Raw genomic sequence first — 16,661 nt, forward strand, 5'->3', positions numbered from 1 at the left:
CGTAGGGCAGGCCGTGCCTGCCGTGGAAGCATCCAGATTTCCCGCAAACCCAGCGGCAGGCCGAGCCTGCCCTACCGGGGCAATACCCATACACCACACCGTAGGGCAGGCCGTGCCTGCCGTGGAAGCATCCAGGTTTCCCACACACCCAACGGCAGGCCAAGCCTGCCCTACCGGGGCCGTGGAAACACGCCGATTGCCCGCAAACCCAACGGCAGGCCGAGCCTGCCCTACCGGGCCCGTGGAAGCATCCCGATTACCCGTGCATCCCACCGTAGGGCAGGCCGTGCCTGCCGTGGAAGCATTGAGGTTTCCCACACACCCGACGGCAGGCCAAGCCTGCCCTACCGGGGCGACGGAAATAAAAACAACACAACAAGGAGATTGTCCATGATCGCAGTCCTAACCGGTGACCTGGTTCATTCCAGCAAAATGAGCAGGCATACCTTGACCAGCAGTCAGCACGAACTGAACCGGATGATCGAATTTTTATCCGAACGCTACCAGGCTCAGGGCGAGCTTTACCGCGGTGACTCCTTCCAGATCATATTACCGCAGCCGGCCCACGCCGCACGCAGCGCCATCTTACTGATCTGCGCTTTGAAAACCAACGCCAGACTCGACCACCCTGTCGACACCACCTTGTCTATTGGAATCGGCGGTTATAAGTTTCTTGATGACCAGCTAAGCCTCTCGCAAGGCCAGGCCTTCGAGCTTTCAGGGCGTGGGCTGGACAATTCTGAACGGGGCGCTTTGTCTCTGCACTGTGCTGATGATACCCAGCAGAAATATCTGCAACTGTTAACCCAGTTTGTCAGCTTCCAGCTCAGTGGCATTACCCGTAAACAGGCCGAAGTGCTTTATCTATATGTCACCATGGAATTTCCGGAACATCAACTTATCGCCGATGAATTGAAAGTTTCGCGTCAAAACGTCACCAAACACCTGAAACGTTGTGGCGCTGAACTGATCCGCGACTATATTCTGTTATTTGAACAACACCTTGAGGAGCTGCCCTGATATGGAGCTGTTACTTTTACTGATACTCGCGCATATATTGGGTGATTTCTATTTTCAGAAAAATAGCTGGGTAGCCTGCCGTCAGGAAAACCACCTGAAATCACCGGCGCTGTATAAGCATCTGTTGGTTCATTTGGTGTTCACCAGTCTGGCGCTGTTGTTCGCTCCTATTGCAATAAGCTGGCAGTTACCCGCAGCTGTGGCTTTGGTGGTGATATCCCACTTTATTATTGACCTGATCAAGTCTTACCTGCGCCCTAACCTGCTTAACCTGGTGTTGGACCAGCTCGTACATTTTTTAGTGCTGCTGTTTATCTGGGCCTGGCTCGATAACCTGGGATGGGAACTGGTCTATGAACTGGGTTATATATTGCTGAGTCCGGAAACCTTATTGCTGATAGCGATTTACCTGATAGCGGCCACACCGACTTCGATTCTGATTAGCACCGCGCTTAAGTCTTACACGCGTCAGTTGGAAAATGCGGAAGATCCACAGGGGCTTGAAAAAGCTGGACGTTTAATTGGTTATACCGAACGCTGGCTGATTATTAGCTTTGTGTTGGTGGGCCAGTATACCGGCATTGGTTTCCTTCTGGCTGCCAAAAGCATATTCCGGTTCGGCGATCTCACCAGTAATCACGAGCGCCGCCTCACCGAATACATGCTGCTAGGCACCCTGTTCAGCTTCGCCGTCGCCCTCGCCTTAGGCGGTATAGCCCGGTATTGGTTACCGTAATCCCTTACACCTGATCGGACGGCAGGCGGAGCCTGCCCTACCAGGCATCCCAATATTCCCATACATCGCACCGTAGGGCAGGCCGTGCCTGCCGTCCAGACCATCCGATGAAGACAATACCCGCCAATGAACAGGCGCCATGAACGGGTTTTTACGCTTTCAAACATTGTGTACGTGGATAGCTACCACGGCAGGCGGAGCCTGCCCTACCAGGCATCCCAATATTCCCATACATCGCACCGTAGGGCAGGCCGTGCCTGCCGTGGAAACACCCAGATTACCCATACACCGCACGGCAGGCGGAGCCTGCCCTACCAGCGCCGTGGAAGCATTGGTTGCCCCTACATCGCACCGTAGGGCAGGCTTGGCCTGCCGTGGAAACACCCAGATTACCCATACACCCAACGGCAGGCGGAGCCTGCCCTACCAGGCATCCCAATATTCCCGTACATCGCACCGTAGGGCAGGCTTGGCCTGCCGTCCAGACCATCCGATGAAGACAATACCCGCCAATGAATAGGCGCCGTGAACGGGTTTTTTACGCTTTCAAACATTGTGTACGTGGATAGCTACCACGGCAGGCGGAGCCTGCCCTACCAGCGCCGTGGAAGCATTGCGGTTGCCCGTACGTCACACCGTAGGGCAGGCTGGGCCTGCCGTCCAGACCATCCGATGAAGACAATACCCGCCAATGAACAGGCGCCGTGAACGGGTTTTTTACGCTTTCAAACATTGTGTACGTGGATAGCTACCACGGCAGGCGGAGCCTGCCCTACCAGCGCCGTGGAAGCATATCGGACGGCAGGCGGAGCCTGCCCTACCGGACATGTCGTTGGCGTTATTGTGTGGGGGGAAGCGGGTACAAAAAAACCCGCGGCTTGGCGGGTTTTTGTATATATCTAGAATTCTGTGGGAATTAGAAGCTGTAAGTCAGACCTACACGTACTTCGTTATCCATGCCACTGGTGTTTACGCGATAGCCTATGTCACCTGAAAAACGGTCAACGAACTCATAACGGAAGCGTGCGCCGACTGAGAAGAAACCGTCTAATACTGTGTCATAACGAGCATCAACGATCAGACGCGAGTAAGCGTCAAACTTAGTAGTAAAACCAGCACCACCGTAGAAACCAGTGTCGTCTGACACGTCAAAATCATAATGGCTTACACCAGCCTGGATAAAGGTTTCAACATCCTGTTGCTGACCGAAATCAACGAAATATTTACCGCCCGCGTAGAGTGAAAAATCGCCTACATCAACAAACTGAGCACTTAATACCAAGTTTGGATTTACGCGAACTGAACCTTCAACGTATATATCGCTGTCACCTACATCATAAATACCACCACTGATATAACTAAAGTCGTCAGCTGAGGCAGCGCCTGCGCCTAACAAACCAGCGGCTGCTAATGCGATAATTGACTTTTTCATTATTACTTCCTTTTATCGGGTTCAAAGTTAAAACCGGCGTTCGGTTTGCAATACTATAAGTATAGCCGCTCAGGCCTTAATTCAAGTAAAAGCCAATTCTTTTAGGCATTATTTACATAAAGGAGGGAACTTTTAACACCGCGTTAACTTAAAAGTACATTTTGCAATCTGGATAGTATATAAAATATGACTATTATTTAATCATAATACTTTAGCAAGGAAGCCAGTTATGCAGATAATACATCACGGGGCCCGCGAGGGCGTAACAGGTTCATGTCATGAATTGCAGTTACCTGAAGGCCGGTCTTTATTGATCGATTGCGGTTTATTTCAAGGGGCTGAGACTTCGGGCCAGGGGGCCGATGCCGAACATCAGGACATTGAATTCGATATTCAGCACATTCATGGACTTATTATTACCCACTGCCATATTGATCATGTGGGTCGTTTACCCTGGTTATTAATGGCCGGCTTTCGTGGCCCTATTTATTGTACTCAAGCGACCGCTTTATTATTACCTCTGGTTATTGAAGACGCATTAAAGGTCGGTATTACTCGCAATTCAAGTTTAATTAATGCGGTAAATAACTTAATTGCCAGTCAATTACGCCCGGTCAATTACGATTATTGGGAAGACTTCGAGTCTCTGCCGGTTAAGATTCGCTTTCGTCAGGCTGGCCATATTCTGGGCTCAGCCTATGTCGAGATAGAAGATGAAAACGCTTACCGGGTGGTTTTCTCCGGTGACCTGGGGTGTAAAAATACACCCTTGCTGCCCGACCCCACCCCGTTAGAGCGGGCTGACATTCTGGTACTGGAAAGCACTTACGGTAACCGTAACCACGAGAACCGGCAAACCCGTCAGCAACGTTTGCAAGCCGTGATTGAACATGCGGTGCAGGACGGTGGCGCAGTGTTAATTCCCGCTTTTAGTATTGGTCGTACCCAGGAGTTATTGTACGAACTGGAAGATATTATGCATCAGGTCCGTGAGCGTTCCGAAGGTGTATGGCGTGACATCCAGGTTATTCTGGATTCGCCCATGGCGGCGCAATTTACCACCCAGTACCGTGCGATGAAGGCCTTATGGGACGACGAGGCCCATGCGCGACTGGCGGAAAACCGCCACCCGCTGAATTTTTCGCGGTTGCATACGATTGATAGCCATCAGGATCATGAAGCATTGGTCGAATTTTTGCGCGAAAGTGGGTCACCCTGCATTGTGATAGCCGCCAGCGGTATGTGTACCGGCGGCCGTATGGCCAATTATCTGAAAGCGCTGTTGCCCGATGCACGGACTGATGTGCTTTTTGTGGGGTATCAGGCAGAGAGGACCCCGGGGCGTGATATTCAGCGTTATGGCCCACGGGGCGGTTATGTGGACATGGATGGCCAGCGGATTTGGATTAAAGCGCAGGTGTATACGCTGGGTGGTTATTCCGCCCATGCTGATCAAACTGAGTTGCTTGATTTTATAGACGCAGACGAACCCGTAAAACGGGTTCGTCTGGTACATGGTGACATGCCTGCCAAACAAGCGCTGGCTGAAGCCATTCAACAGCGCTTTGCAATAGAGGCCGAAATTGCCAGCTAAAGGTCGAGAATATTCTCGACCTCAGCCTGGGTAAGCTGATGATAGGTTGGTTTAGCCGCAGCGTAGAGGTCTTGTGCCCGCTCGCTGTCGACTTCATTCAGTGCCGCATAGACAGGTAAAATGTAAGCTAGGCGGCCCATAGTCAGTAGCATCTCGTCCACTTTGTGCTGGGCTGGCTCGTAATCATGCCGGATAGCAATGGTCAGCCATACCGAAAGCACTGAGTTGTTCAGCGTGTCTGTCAGCTCAAACTCTTCGTCCATGCGCGCCAGCTGAGCCTGAGTAATGTCGTCTGGCAGGTTGCGCAGGAAATACAAACGCTCGTGAATGCTCCAGGCACTGATATCAATTTGCTCGCCTTCAAACCAGCGTTCCTGTGCTTCGGCGACCCGTTGCAATGCTTCTACCTCAGGGTCCGGTGCGCTTTCCGGTAGGCCAGGTTGATATAACCATTCCTCAACCTCGTGCCGCGCGACCTTACCCAGATGCTTGTTGATCAGGTTAGCGTACAGGTAGCTTTCGAAAGCTTTGGTATCCAGACTTTTAAAAGCAAAGTCTTCGAAGTACTGGCGTACAAAGGCGTCAAAAGTCTCGCGACCAAATTGTTCTTCCAGGAAAAACAAAAATGACGCTGCTTTTATATAAGGAATACGGGTGAAAATAGTTTCCGGGTCCCGCTGCTGCAGTTCCAGGTGTAATACCTGCTGACGCTCGTCCAGCGAGGCCACCGCTGCATCCAGTGACTGGCGTGACAACATACGTTCCATCAGCGCTCTTTCTTCACCGTAGACCGCTTCCATAATGCGGTTTTCAACGTAAGAGGTAAAACCTTCGTTCAGCCACAGATCGCGCCAGCTGGCATTGGTTACCAGGTTACCTGACCAGGAGTGCGCCAGTTCGTGAGCAATTAAGCTAACCAGACTTTGGTCGCCGGCAATCACCGTAGGCGTAATAAAGGCCAGTTGCGGGTTTTCCATACCACCGAAGGGGAAGCTCGGTGGCAGTACCAGCTGGTCATAACGATCCCAGGCGTAAGGGCCGAACATCTCTTCGGTCACCCGCATCATGTCAGTGGTGTAAGAAAACTCAGCCACCGCTGATTCCAGGATGGAAGGCTCGGCATAAATTGCCATGCGTTCGTTCAGTGCATAAAAATCCAGGTCGCCCACTGCAATTGCCATCAAATAAGAAGGAATCGGCTGGCGTGCTGTGAATTCATAATAACCGGTACGTTCCGGATTGGGAGGGTTCTTAGCCCCCATCAGCCCAACCAGCTCAGCAGGGGTACGCAGTTCAGCGGTGAAGGTTAAGCGCTCTGCAGGCGTGTCCTGAATCGGGATCCAGGTGCGTGCATAATGAGGCTGTGACTGACTGTATAAAAACGGATGTTCACCACCCGCCGTACCTTCCGCGCTAACCCAGTCCAGGCCCGTAGCTTCAGGGGATGAGGCGTAGTGAATACGTACTTTGCCGGTATTTTGCGGTAGCTGGATGCGTAATGCCTGGCCTAAGATAGGGTCGTGAGAGCCCAGATTGAAGTCGGTAGACTGCCAGTCATCGCCCTGCTTCGCTTCTACGCGATCAATACTCAGCTGGTAAGTATCGACCACAAAGGTATCCGCTTCCTCGTTGAGATACTCGAGAGTATATTCCGCGTAACCCCTTAGCTGCTGCGCCTCGAAGTCTGCTTCAAGGTTCAGGTGCAAATGCGGAGCCCGCACCTCGTTGCTGTTCGCAAAGCTATGTTGGTCTGCAGTAGGCGTTGCGACTCTGAGATGCTCATTCTCATCAGCCACCGCCAGCGGCACCCAGACTAAAGCCGTAAGTAATACTAAAACTGAAATTCGCACCTATTCTCTCCATCCTGAAAAAATAATGAGGTCAAAAAATAATGGGGTCAAAGCTAAAATTCACCATTTTTAAAAGAACTTAACCCATTGAAAATAAATATTTAGTTCCCCAAATCGCCACTTAAAAGTGGTTAGTTTTAGCTCTGACCCCACTTTATTGGACCTAGATTATACGGCGGCCGCGGTTTAAACAACACTCATGTGAAGACCTGCTCCCTTTCCAACATAAACAAACGGGGTCTGACCCCCTCTTTGTCTTAGGTGTCGCAGTAGCCGGCGTGGAAGAGGACCAGGTGGTCGAGGTTGAGGCGGAGGTGGACGGTGGAGCCTACGTCGTACTGGTAGTGGGACGGGGCCATGCAGAGGATGTTGGAGCCGTCGGCGAGCATGACGGTGTAAATAAAATGCGCGCCGCGAAAGCCGCGGGCGGCTATTGTGGCTTTCAATGCACCTTCATCGTCAATAATAATATCGTCCGGGCGTACGAGAACGTCGACGGCTTCACCTGCTTTCAAACCATTCAAAGGGGCGCCGTTCAACATGCCTAGCGCGGTATCTACCTTTGCGTCTTCGGTAATAGCGCCGCGCAGTAATACGCCATGGCCGATAAAGTCGGCCACTAAATGGTGTGCGGGGCGGTGATACAAGCCATAAGGGGTGTCCCACTGCAGCAGACGACCGCGGTACATCATGCCGGCTTTGTCGGCCATGGCAAAGGCTTCCTGCTGATCATGGGTGACCAGCAAGGCGGTGATATTTTCTTTTTTCAATAAGGCACGGACTTCGGTGGCCAAAGATTCACGCAGCTCGGCATCCAGGCTGGAAAAAGGTTCATCCAGCAATAACAAACGCGGTCGTGGTGCGAGGGCCCGAGCCAACGCGATACGCTGTTGCTGGCCGCCGGATAACTGATGCGGGTAACGTGGCCCATACCCTTCCAGGCCAATGTGTTTCAGCAACTCACCTACACGTTTACGCTTTTCCTGCTTCGACGCATTGCGCAAACCAAAACTGATATTGTCTTCCACGCTCAGATGGGGAAACAGCGCAAAATCCTGAAACACCATGCCGACTCCCCGGTGTTCAGGGTCTACATGAGCCTTACCGTTACTGACCACTTTGTCGCCCAGCTCAATAGCACCGCCGGTTAACTGTTCAAACCCGGCAACGGCGCGCAGTAAGGTGGTTTTACCGCACCCACTGGGCCCCAGCAGACAGCCAATTTCACCCTCTTCCAAAGTGAAGCTGACGTCGTCAACTATGGTGCTGCCTCCCAGTTCAACCTGGATATGTTCAAGCTTTAACAGGTTCATAGATTTCCTCAGGTTTGAGTTCAGCGCCCGCGGCCGGCTCTGATTCGTTACGTTGCCCCATCGCCCGGCTAAGTAAAATCACCGGGATCAGCCCGGCCAATACGATCATCAACGCGGGTGGCCCGGCGTCAGCAAGGCGTTCATCGCCTGCCATTTCATAGGCACGGACCGCGAGGGTATTGAAATTAAAAGGCCGTAATACCAAAGTCGCTGGCAATTCTTTTAGGACATCAACAAAAACTAAAATACTGGCGGTCAGAATGCTGGTTCGCAACAGCGGAAAATGAATGCGTTTCAAAACTTCACGAGGCGACAAACCTAACACCCGCGCGGATTCGTCCATGCTGTGCCGTATTTGACTTAAACCACTGTCCACAGTCTGAATCGAGACCGACAAAAAACGCACGGTATAGGCAAACAACAGCGCCACCACGGTACCGGAAAATATCAGCCCTGGGTTCCAGCCAAATAAGGCTTCACCTACATCGTTAATGCGGTTATCCAGCCAGGCCAGCGGCAACATTACACCCACGGCTATCACGACACCGGGAATGGCATAACCTAAAGTGGCCAGACCTACACTGCTGCGAATCATAGGCGTAGGTCGCCGACGTTTGCCGTAGCACAGCCAGAGCGCCAGCAATACGGTAATAAAGGCGGCGACGGCGGCTAATAATACGGTGTTTTGTACCAGGGTCCAGAAACCTGGCTGTAACCAGATTTCGGCCCGGTCAACAGACCACCAGGCCAGTTGCGCGGCGGGTAACAGGAAGCCGAGCAAAACCGGCACAAAACAAACTACAAAAGCGAGAAAAGCCTTAAGCCCTTTCAGTTGGTGCGGTTTGGCCCGGGAAGAACTGCGCCCTGCCCCGTGATAGCGTGACCGTGCCCGCGACACCCTTTCGATAACCATCAATACAACTACGGCGGTTAATAATAAAGAAGCCAGCTGCAAAGCGCCCACCTGGTCGCCCATACCGTACCAGGTACGAAAGATGCCGGTAGTAAAGGTAGTAACACCAAAATAATGCACGGTGCCGTAGTCCGCCAGGGTTTCCATCAACGCCAGGGTGACCCCGGTGGCGATGGCAGGCCGTGCCATGGGCAAGGCGATACGCCAGAAACTGGCCCACGGCCCCAAGCCTAAGGTGCGCCCGGCTTCTATCGCGGCGCTGGATTGCTCGATAAAAGCAGCCCGGGTTAATAAATAAACATACGGAAAAAAGACCAGTGCGAGCATTAACACGGCACCCGGTAAGGATCGAATTTCAGGGAAAAAGTATTCGCCGTAACCCAGGCCGGTCAGGTTACGAATAAAGCTCTGCACCGGGCCCTCATAACTGAGCATGCCGCTGTAGGTATAAGCGGTAATATAAGCAGGCATGGCGAGGGGCAATAATAAGGCCCAGCGTAGCCATTTAACACCTGGGAAGCGGCACGCTGTGGTTAACCAGGCACTACTAACGCCAATCAGCAATACCAGTACGCCCACCCCAACCAGCAAAATAGCTGAGTGGCGCACATACTCGCCGATTACATATTGCCATAGGTGGGCCAGGTTCTCGCGCTGCTCAGCAGAGAAGATGCCAACAAAAAAAGCCGCAATCACCACCAGTAAAGGCAGGCAAATAATGGCGGCGACAAGCGGGAGACTTAAACCAGAGAACCGCGAACCCGACTGAGCCGGATTCGCGGTTTTTTGTTGAGCGTTATCTACTACATCACTCTGCACTAGGATTGCATACCTTAACGCCAGCCCGCCCGGTTCATTAACTGCACCGCAGCAGCATTGTTGTCACCTAATACGCTGACCGGTAAATCATCAGCGCGGAAGTCGCCCCAGCTTTGCAGAATTTCACTCTGCTCGGCATCGATGCGCACCGGATATTCCTGGTTCGCTTGCGCATACCAGGCCTGTGAAGATTCGTTGGTCAGGAATTCAATCAGCTTGATCGCGTTCTCTTCGTTCTGCGCATGTTGCAACAGACCAATGCCACTCACGTTCACGTGAACGCCTTGCTCGCCCTCGCCCTGCGCAGGCCAGTGAATGCTTAGCTGTTCAACGGTTTGCTGATTAGTGCTGTCGTCACTGGCGATCATGCCACCAAAATAGTAAGTGTTTGCTATCGCGACATCACACTGCCCGTTAGCCACAGCGTGCAACTGGTCACGGTCACCGCCAACCGGCGAACGAGCAAAGTTAGCCACCAGGCCACGCGCCCATTCTTCTGTGGTTTCGACACCATGATGCTCGATCATGCCAGCCACCAGCGATTGGTTATACACATTATCTGAAGAACGTACGCAAATACGACCGCGCCATTTTTCATCGGCCAGACTCAGGTAGTCGCTCAGTTCGCTGGAATCAACCCGGTCATGAGCATAAAACACAGGCCGCGCACGCATGCTCAGGCCATGCCACAGATAGTCTTCATCACGCAAATGCGCAGGAATGCTGTCCGCCAGCAATTCTGAACGTACCGGCTGAAACAAGTCAGCTTCTTTGGCCCGATGCAGACGGCCCGCGTCTACGGTCAGGAACAAGTCTGCCGGGCTGTTGCGCCCTTCAGACTGCAAACGTGAAAGCAAACCGTCGCCAGATCCTGTCAATAAATTGACTTGAATGCCGGTCTCGGCAGTAAACTCATCCAGTAAGGGTTTTACCAGACCTTCAATACGAGCTGAATACAGGTTTACTTCGCCTTCATTTTCAGCCCGATCTGAGCAGGCTGCCATGATCACGGCAGCTACAACACCGGCCACAATCACTGCTTTAAAACCGTATTTCATAATCTGTATCCTTCATAATATGGTAATAATGTTAAAACATGTAACTGCTAATAACAATGATTATCAGAAGCGATAACGATAGCCCACATGTGCTGTAAGCGGTTTACCGACCATGATGCCACCATGCATACGTGTCGTTATATAAGTGCGGTCCAGCAAGTTATCGATGCTGACATACAGCTGCTGCCGATCATCAATGTGATAACGGGCACTGGCGTCCAGCACTACCCGTGATGCAATGCGGTCTTCCTGAGCGATATCGCCAGTACCTGCTACCGTGCGCATTTCACTCATATAACGCGCGTTCAGACCTGCTTGCCAGGCGTTTCCGGCCAGGCTCGCGCCCAGACGTAACTGATGATCTGGCTGGTAAGGCACGCTGTCGCCCGCGGTGACATTGCCCCAGATACCAATGTTGGAATTAAAACTGTTCTGGAACTCAGCCTGAGTGTAGGTGTAGGCGCCATCTATCATTAAACGTAGCGATGGGCTTAGCTCAAAGCCATACTGACCAAGTAACTCAGCGCCGTAAACTTCTACTTCACCAGCGTTTACCTGGGCACCAATGTTATCCAGGTCACAACCCTGGGCTGCGGTGCAGTTACCGTGCATGTTGTCGTAATCACTATAAAAAGCGATCGCGTCCAGCATCAGGTTGCCTGCCAGGTAACGCAGACCCGCTTCATAGTTCCAGCTTTCTTCGTTGTCCTGACCTTCATTGCCTGCCGATGCCGGGGCAAAGCCCTGTTGCACGCCAGCTAATAAGATCAGGCTGTCGCTCAGGCTATAAGTAGCGCCCAGTGAGGGGAGAACCGCACTAGTTGAGTTAACACGCTGGGCTGGAGAGCCGACACGGGCTAAATCAGTGCCCCAGTCACGACGGTAGGTATCGATGTCTTCCACCCGGAAACCGGCGTCAATGGTCCAGCCACCCAGATAAAAGCGACCTTTGGCAAAACCAGCCAGGGCTTCTGCAGATCCTTTACGGTTTGCATCTGTACCCGGTACACCCGCTTCCGCCAGGCTCATGTTCTGGTTAGCGTTCAGTTCAAACATATCGGTCCACTGGAAGCGGTCTTCACTGTCTTCGTGGTAACGCAGACCAAAACTTAAGTCATGTTGATGCCACGGCATATCAAACTGAGTCTGGATACCCTGACTGATATAATTGCGGTTATTATTCTTCAAACGAACATTAATGCTTTCACCCGGCTGCGCTTCATTGTCAAACACCGAGGCGCGTTCGATACCGCCGCCGCTCAATCCCAGGCCATCGACCTGGTCCGCTTTATACCAGTTACGCGCAAACTCATTACGGTATGCGACTGTGGTCAGGCGTGCACCATTACCAATATTCCACTGGTAGGTTGCCTGTAACTGCTTATGTTCGGTATCCATGACGTCCAGCTGAGAAGCGCCGTAACGAGCATAAGGACGTTGAGCGTAGTCGCCTTGCGTCAAACCCATATAGGTGTCGTCAGAGGTTTCGTCGGAATATTTAAGTTTCATTTCAAACTGGTGATTGCCAGCTTCATCCAGGGCAATGCCGACTTTGGTCATTAAATCATGGCGCACGAAACCGCTGTCGCCGTTTGGCACGTCTTTAAAGCCGTCGGCTTCATAACGTAACGCTTCAACCACAGCACCAACCCGGTCACCCTGGCCACCGGCCCATACGTGACCTTTGCCGTAGCCGTCCTGGCCAGCGCTGAGATCAAACATGCCCGCAAAAGGCTGATTAGGAATTTGCCGGGAAACCATGTTCAGGACGCCACCGGTGGTGCGTGGTCCGTACTGAATTGAAGAGCTGCCTTTCAGTACTTCAAGCGCCTGAATACGGGCAAAGGTAGGAAAATAATAAGCAGCGGGGGCTGAGTATGGGGCTGGGGCGGAAAGCACACCGTCTTCCATTTGGGTGATCTTGTCAGAACGATTGACGCCGGTACCACGCATGCCGATATTCGGACGCAGGCCATAACCGTCTTCTTCCAGCACGTAAACACCCGGAACATTGCCCAGAGCACGCATAACGTCCGTGTATTCAAATTCAGAGAGCTCTTCTTCGCTCATGTAATAAGCAGAGCCCGGCGTTTCGGTGACTGCCTGCTTGGAACCTATGACCTGAAGTCTTTCTACTGTCTGACTGTCAGCCTGCGCTGAGGTGGCTACAACTGCCGCAACGGCAAGGCTAAGTGCGCTTAATTTCATGCTACTAACACCCTTCATTGGAAACTATGATGGGCGCTAGTATACTTAAGGATAAATGAGAATCAATATCAATCGCATTGAAACTTTCAAATTTTTCAGGTGACGTGCACTAATACCCGCTCTGACGCGACGGTGATAATCCATAAGAAATGGCAGCCGGTGACCACAAAGGTTACCGGTTTACGCATTTTCTGATACCAGTCTTCGCTCACTGCGGTCAGGTCGTACTTCAGCCACAGCAGGTAAAACAATGCCAGCACGACCAGTGCCGGAAGCGCTGGTAAAAAAGCGACACTAAGCCAGCCAACAATAGCTGGCAGCATGCACAGCAGCAGCCGACCACTGGGGCGTTCCAGCCGATCGCCCATAACCAGACCAAAATGAATGCCGCCTAAAAAAGAAAGAATGGTCGCGCTGTATACCAAAAAGGCCTGCAAGGCGGTAATCTGCCACAGGTTCACTGCGCCCAGTACCGTGGTCACGATAAAAGGAATAAGACCTAACCAGGTCAGCCGAACCGCACTTTGAATGCTTGTTTGTTGCATGAAAAAACTCCTACCTTGTGTATACCAGCCAAACTAAGTAACCGACATACAAACATAATAACAGGGCGCCTTCGAGGCGATTAATACGCCCCTTGCCGCCTCGCCCTAAACCAAATAGCAGCAACAATGCCGTAAGCACCATCATGGTGCTCCAGTCACGACTGAATACCATGGGGTCAAATTGAATAGGTTTAATAGCCCCGGCGATGCCCACCACCGCTAATGTATTAAAGATATTGGAACCCAGAATGTTACCAATGGCCAGGTCATGTTCTTTCTTACGCACAGCACTTATCGCGGAGGCCAGTTCAGGCAGCGAAGTGCCTATCGCCACTATAGTGAGGCCGATAATCAGTTCACTGACCCCCAGCGTTATAGCAATATCGACTGCTGCCCAGACCAGAATACGTGAGCTCACTACCAAAAGGATCAGGCCCACAACCAGCCACATGATAGAGCGACCTAACGGCATCGGGCGGCTTTCCAGCTCTTGCTCGGTACTGACGCCAATGACGTCGTCGCCTTTCATTCCCAGGCGGATCGACCAAATCAGAAAAGCAAAGAAAGCGGCTAATAATACCCAGGCGTCCAGCGTTGAAATAATACCATTCTGCAGTTGCCAGCCTGCCAGTAACATCACGCCTATTAATAACGGCATTTCCCGGCGCAGAATTTTTGAAGTGACCGTAATAGGAATAAATACGGCGGTTACCCCGAGCACCAAAGCTATGTTTGCGATATTCGAACCATAGGCATTGCCCAGTGCCAGGTTGGGTCGGCCGTCAATGGCTGCCATCGCGGATACCACCATTTCCGGTGCCGAGGTACCAAAACCTATGATAAGCATGCCAATTAACAATGGCGACATGCCCAGGTGACGGGCCGTGGCGGAAGCGCCGTCGACAAAGCGATCTGCACTCCAGGCCAGAAGTATAAGGCCGACTATTATCGCAATTATCGAAAGTAGCATTCTGTTATACCGGTTTACTTATAAAGTCATGAAACTATACTGCTTAGGGTAAGCTTAAAGTACCTAAAAATAAAAATTTTCTGCAACATTACCAATAGGAAACAAGTTCATGAGCAGTCCTTCTGATAAAGAAGATAATAAAGACCAGCATGGCGTGATCCGTAAACCAAACCTGGTAATCAACCCACCAGTGTTTTTTGGTGCCGGTATTATTGCCCTGGTTTTTGTTGTCTTTGCAGTATTCTGGTCCGGCACCGCCGAGACTGTATTTGCAGATGCGCAAGCTTGGGTAGTCGACACCGCAGGCTGGTTTTATATTCTGGTTGTCGCGTTCTTCTTGATCTTCACTATTGGTCTGGCCGTGTCCGCATATGGCCGTATTAAACTTGGACCAGACCATTCCGAACCTGACTACAGTTACGCGTCCTGGTTTGCCATGCTGTTCTCAGCAGGCATGGGCATAGGCTTAATGTTCTTTGGCGTCGCCGAACCTGTGATGCATTACATGACGCCGCCAGAGGGTTCTTCCGAGACCGTTAATGCAGCCCGCGAAGCAATGAAGATTACCTTCTTCCACTGGGGCCTGCATGCCTGGGCAATTTATGCCGTGGTGGCATTGTCGCTGGCTTATTTTGCCTTCCGTCACGGCTTGCCGTTGACCATTCGCTCTTCGTTATATCCTTTAATTGGTGAGCGCATTTATGGCCCTATCGGGCATGCTGTAGATATTTTTGCGGTGGTAGGTACGCTCTTTGGTGTGGCAACCTCCCTTGGTTTAGGGGTTATGCAGGTTAACGCCGGGCTTAATTATTTATTCGATGTGCCCGTTGGCCTGACTACGCAGATACTATTGATTATTGGCATTACCATTATTGCCACTGGTTCTGTAGTGATGGGGCTGGATGGCGGTATACGCCGTATTTCCGAGCTCAATCTGATTCTGGCTGTTGCCCTACTGGCGTTTGTGCTGATTGCCGGGCCTACCGTGTATCTGCTGCAGACTCTGGTACAGAATATTGGTTCCTACGCCTCGGATATCGTCAATATAACCTTCAATCTGTATGCCTATGAGCCCACTGACTGGCTCGGCGGCTGGACCCTGTTTTACTGGGGCTGGTGGATAGCCTGGTCACCTTTTGTGGGCATGTTTATCGCCCGGGTTTCCCGCGGCCGTACCATTCGCGAGTTTGTTTCCGGCGTACTGCTGGTACCTATGGGTTTCACTTTCATGTGGATGACCTTCTTCGGGAACACCGCCATTAACATGTTAATGAATGAGGGGATTTCTGAACTCAGTGACGCCGTAGGCATTGATGAGTCGGTGGCGTTGTTTGAGTTCTTCAGCCACATGCCGTTCTCTACTATTGCTTCTTTAGTAGCAACATTGCTGGTAATCACCTTCTTTGTGACTTCATCAGATTCCGGTTCACTGGTTGTGGATATGCTGACATCAGGTGGTGTGGAAGATGAATCACCGGTATGGCAGCGTATTTTCTGGGCTTCTGTTGAAGGTTTGATCGCCATAGCCCTGTTAACCGCGGGAGGATTGCAGGCACTGCAAACCGCAACCATAGCATCGGCTCTGCCCTTCTCCATCGTAATGCTACTCATGTGTTGGGGCTTGATACGGGCGTTAAGGCTGGAAGTGGTTAAACGCACCAGTTTACGCGCAGCAACGCTGGCACCGATGAAGAGTCACGACACTGGAAACTGGAAAAAACGCCTGCAGGCGATTACCAGCCACCCTCGTAAAGATAAAGTGGAAGGCTTTATTAACGATACTGTGCGTGAAGCCATGCAAGCGGTAGCCGGTGAGTTCGAGTCTCAGGACATCAAAGTCGAGCTCGGCGATAGTGACGAAGACGGTCGCTACTGGATTCAGATAGAGCATGGTGATGAAATGGACTTTTTCTATTCCGTTCGCCCGCATGCCTATCGCGCGCCAAGCTTCGCGATGCGTGACATTAGTAAGAAACGGGATGGCGAACTTAAGTACTATCGTGCTGAAGTGCACTTACGTGAAGGTGGTCAGGACTACGATATTTTCGGCTGGACCAAAGAACAGGTGATTGCCGATATCATTGACCAGTATGAGAAACACATGCACTTTCTGCATGTTGTGCGGTAACCCTATGGAGCGCGCTTACTCATAGCGCTGCTACAAATACCCTCAGGACCTTTTGGTTATGAGGGTATTTTTTTG

At 51.6% G+C, this 16,661-nt stretch carries 12 protein-coding genes; 4 read left to right on the plus strand and 8 right to left on the minus strand.

The features are described from left to right. Positions 1 to 390 precede the first annotated feature (390 nt). Together CWE09_RS06150 and CWE09_RS06155 are read left to right on the plus strand one after the other, a co-directional pair. On the plus strand, positions 391 to 1,020 hold the full coding sequence (locus CWE09_RS06150) for a MarR family transcriptional regulator (protein WP_126803109.1): 630 nt from the start codon (positions 391 to 393) through the stop codon (positions 1,018 to 1,020). Position 1,021: 1 nt separating this feature from the next. Then, on the plus strand, positions 1,022 to 1,756 hold the full coding sequence (locus CWE09_RS06155) for a DUF3307 domain-containing protein (protein WP_126803110.1): 735 nt from the start codon (positions 1,022 to 1,024) through the stop codon (positions 1,754 to 1,756). 916 nt (positions 1,757 to 2,672) lie between these two features. Here the strand turns inward: CWE09_RS06155 and CWE09_RS06160 are convergent. Continuing rightward, on the minus strand, positions 2,673 to 3,188 hold the full coding sequence (locus CWE09_RS06160; protein ID WP_126803111.1) for a hypothetical protein: 516 nt from the start codon (positions 3,186 to 3,188) through the stop codon (positions 2,673 to 2,675). A gap of 229 nt (positions 3,189 to 3,417) precedes the next feature. Here CWE09_RS06160 and CWE09_RS06165 point away from each other — a divergent pair, with 229 nt between their 5' ends. Next, on the plus strand, positions 3,418 to 4,782 hold the full coding sequence (locus CWE09_RS06165) for an MBL fold metallo-hydrolase RNA specificity domain-containing protein (RefSeq protein WP_126803112.1): 1,365 nt from the start codon (positions 3,418 to 3,420) through the stop codon (positions 4,780 to 4,782). Here CWE09_RS06165 and CWE09_RS06170 read toward each other — a convergent pair. The 7 genes from CWE09_RS06170 to CWE09_RS06200 all read right to left on the minus strand — a co-directional run bounded on the left by CWE09_RS06170 (position 4,779) and on the right by CWE09_RS06200 (position 14,458). Further along, on the minus strand, positions 4,779 to 6,632 hold the full coding sequence (locus CWE09_RS06170; RefSeq protein WP_126803113.1) for a M1 family metallopeptidase: 1,854 nt from the start codon (positions 6,630 to 6,632) through the stop codon (positions 4,779 to 4,781). The two genes, CWE09_RS06165 and CWE09_RS06170, sit on opposite strands and share 4 nt — an antisense overlap. 257 nt (positions 6,633 to 6,889) lie before the next feature. Continuing rightward, positions 6,890 to 7,939 carry an ABC transporter ATP-binding protein gene (locus CWE09_RS06175; RefSeq protein ID WP_420807993.1) on the minus strand — a complete coding sequence of 350 codons (1,050 nt, stop codon included), beginning with the start codon at positions 7,937 to 7,939 and terminating at the stop codon, positions 6,890 to 6,892. Then, on the minus strand, positions 7,926 to 9,557 hold the full coding sequence (locus CWE09_RS06180) for an ABC transporter permease (RefSeq protein ID WP_420807994.1): 1,632 nt from the start codon (positions 9,555 to 9,557) through the stop codon (positions 7,926 to 7,928). The genes CWE09_RS06175 and CWE09_RS06180 overlap by 14 nt, the downstream gene beginning before the upstream one ends. 134 nt (positions 9,558 to 9,691) lie before the next feature. Beyond that, positions 9,692 to 10,735, minus strand: a complete 1,044-nt coding sequence (locus CWE09_RS06185; RefSeq protein ID WP_198679649.1) for a Fe(3+) ABC transporter substrate-binding protein — start codon at positions 10,733 to 10,735, stop codon at positions 9,692 to 9,694. A gap of 63 nt (positions 10,736 to 10,798) precedes the next feature. After that, positions 10,799 to 12,961, minus strand: coding sequence for a TonB-dependent receptor family protein (locus CWE09_RS06190; protein ID WP_126803116.1), 2,163 nt, complete (start codon positions 12,959 to 12,961; stop codon positions 10,799 to 10,801). A gap of 77 nt (positions 12,962 to 13,038) precedes the next feature. Next, entirely contained in the window at positions 13,039 to 13,488 is a 450-nt protein-coding gene (locus CWE09_RS06195) for a DUF3429 domain-containing protein (RefSeq protein WP_126803117.1), read from the minus strand. A 10-nt stretch (positions 13,489 to 13,498) separates the two neighbouring features. Then, positions 13,499 to 14,458, minus strand: coding sequence for a calcium/sodium antiporter (locus tag CWE09_RS06200; protein WP_126803118.1), 960 nt, complete (start codon positions 14,456 to 14,458; stop codon positions 13,499 to 13,501). Between the two features lie 109 nt (positions 14,459 to 14,567). Between CWE09_RS06200 and betT the strand changes: the two genes are divergently transcribed. Beyond that, positions 14,568 to 16,586 (plus strand): choline BCCT transporter BetT, encoded by a 2,019-nt coding sequence (betT, locus tag CWE09_RS06205; protein ID WP_126803119.1) that lies wholly within the window; start codon positions 14,568 to 14,570, stop codon positions 16,584 to 16,586. Positions 16,587 to 16,661 lie beyond the last annotated feature (75 nt).

Source organism: Aliidiomarina minuta (genome assembly GCF_003987145.1).
Lineage (GTDB): Bacteria > Pseudomonadota > Gammaproteobacteria > Enterobacterales > Alteromonadaceae > Aliidiomarina > Aliidiomarina minuta.

What these genes read in the sequence shown, in the direction of transcription:
- CWE09_RS06150 (WP_126803109.1), top strand. Translation starts at nt 391, where the DNA reads ATGATCGCAGTCCTAACCGGTGACCTGGTTCATTCCAGCAAAATGAGC.
- CWE09_RS06155 (WP_126803110.1), top strand. Translation starts at nt 1,022, where the DNA reads ATGGAGCTGTTACTTTTACTGATACTCGCGCATATATTGGGTGATTTC.
- CWE09_RS06160 (WP_126803111.1), bottom strand. Translation starts at nt 3,188, where the DNA reads ATGAAAAAGTCAATTATCGCATTAGCAGCCGCTGGTTTGTTAGGCGCA.
- CWE09_RS06165 (WP_126803112.1), top strand. Translation starts at nt 3,418, where the DNA reads ATGCAGATAATACATCACGGGGCCCGCGAGGGCGTAACAGGTTCATGT.
- CWE09_RS06185 (WP_198679649.1), bottom strand. Translation starts at nt 10,735, where the DNA reads ATGAAATACGGTTTTAAAGCAGTGATTGTGGCCGGTGTTGTAGCTGCC.
- CWE09_RS06190 (WP_126803116.1), bottom strand. Translation starts at nt 12,961, where the DNA reads ATGAAGGGTGTTAGTAGCATGAAATTAAGCGCACTTAGCCTTGCCGTT.
- CWE09_RS06195 (WP_126803117.1), bottom strand. Translation starts at nt 13,488, where the DNA reads ATGCAACAAACAAGCATTCAAAGTGCGGTTCGGCTGACCTGGTTAGGT.
- CWE09_RS06200 (WP_126803118.1), bottom strand. Translation starts at nt 14,458, where the DNA reads ATGCTACTTTCGATAATTGCGATAATAGTCGGCCTTATACTTCTGGCC.
- betT (WP_126803119.1), top strand. Translation starts at nt 14,568, where the DNA reads ATGAGCAGTCCTTCTGATAAAGAAGATAATAAAGACCAGCATGGCGTG.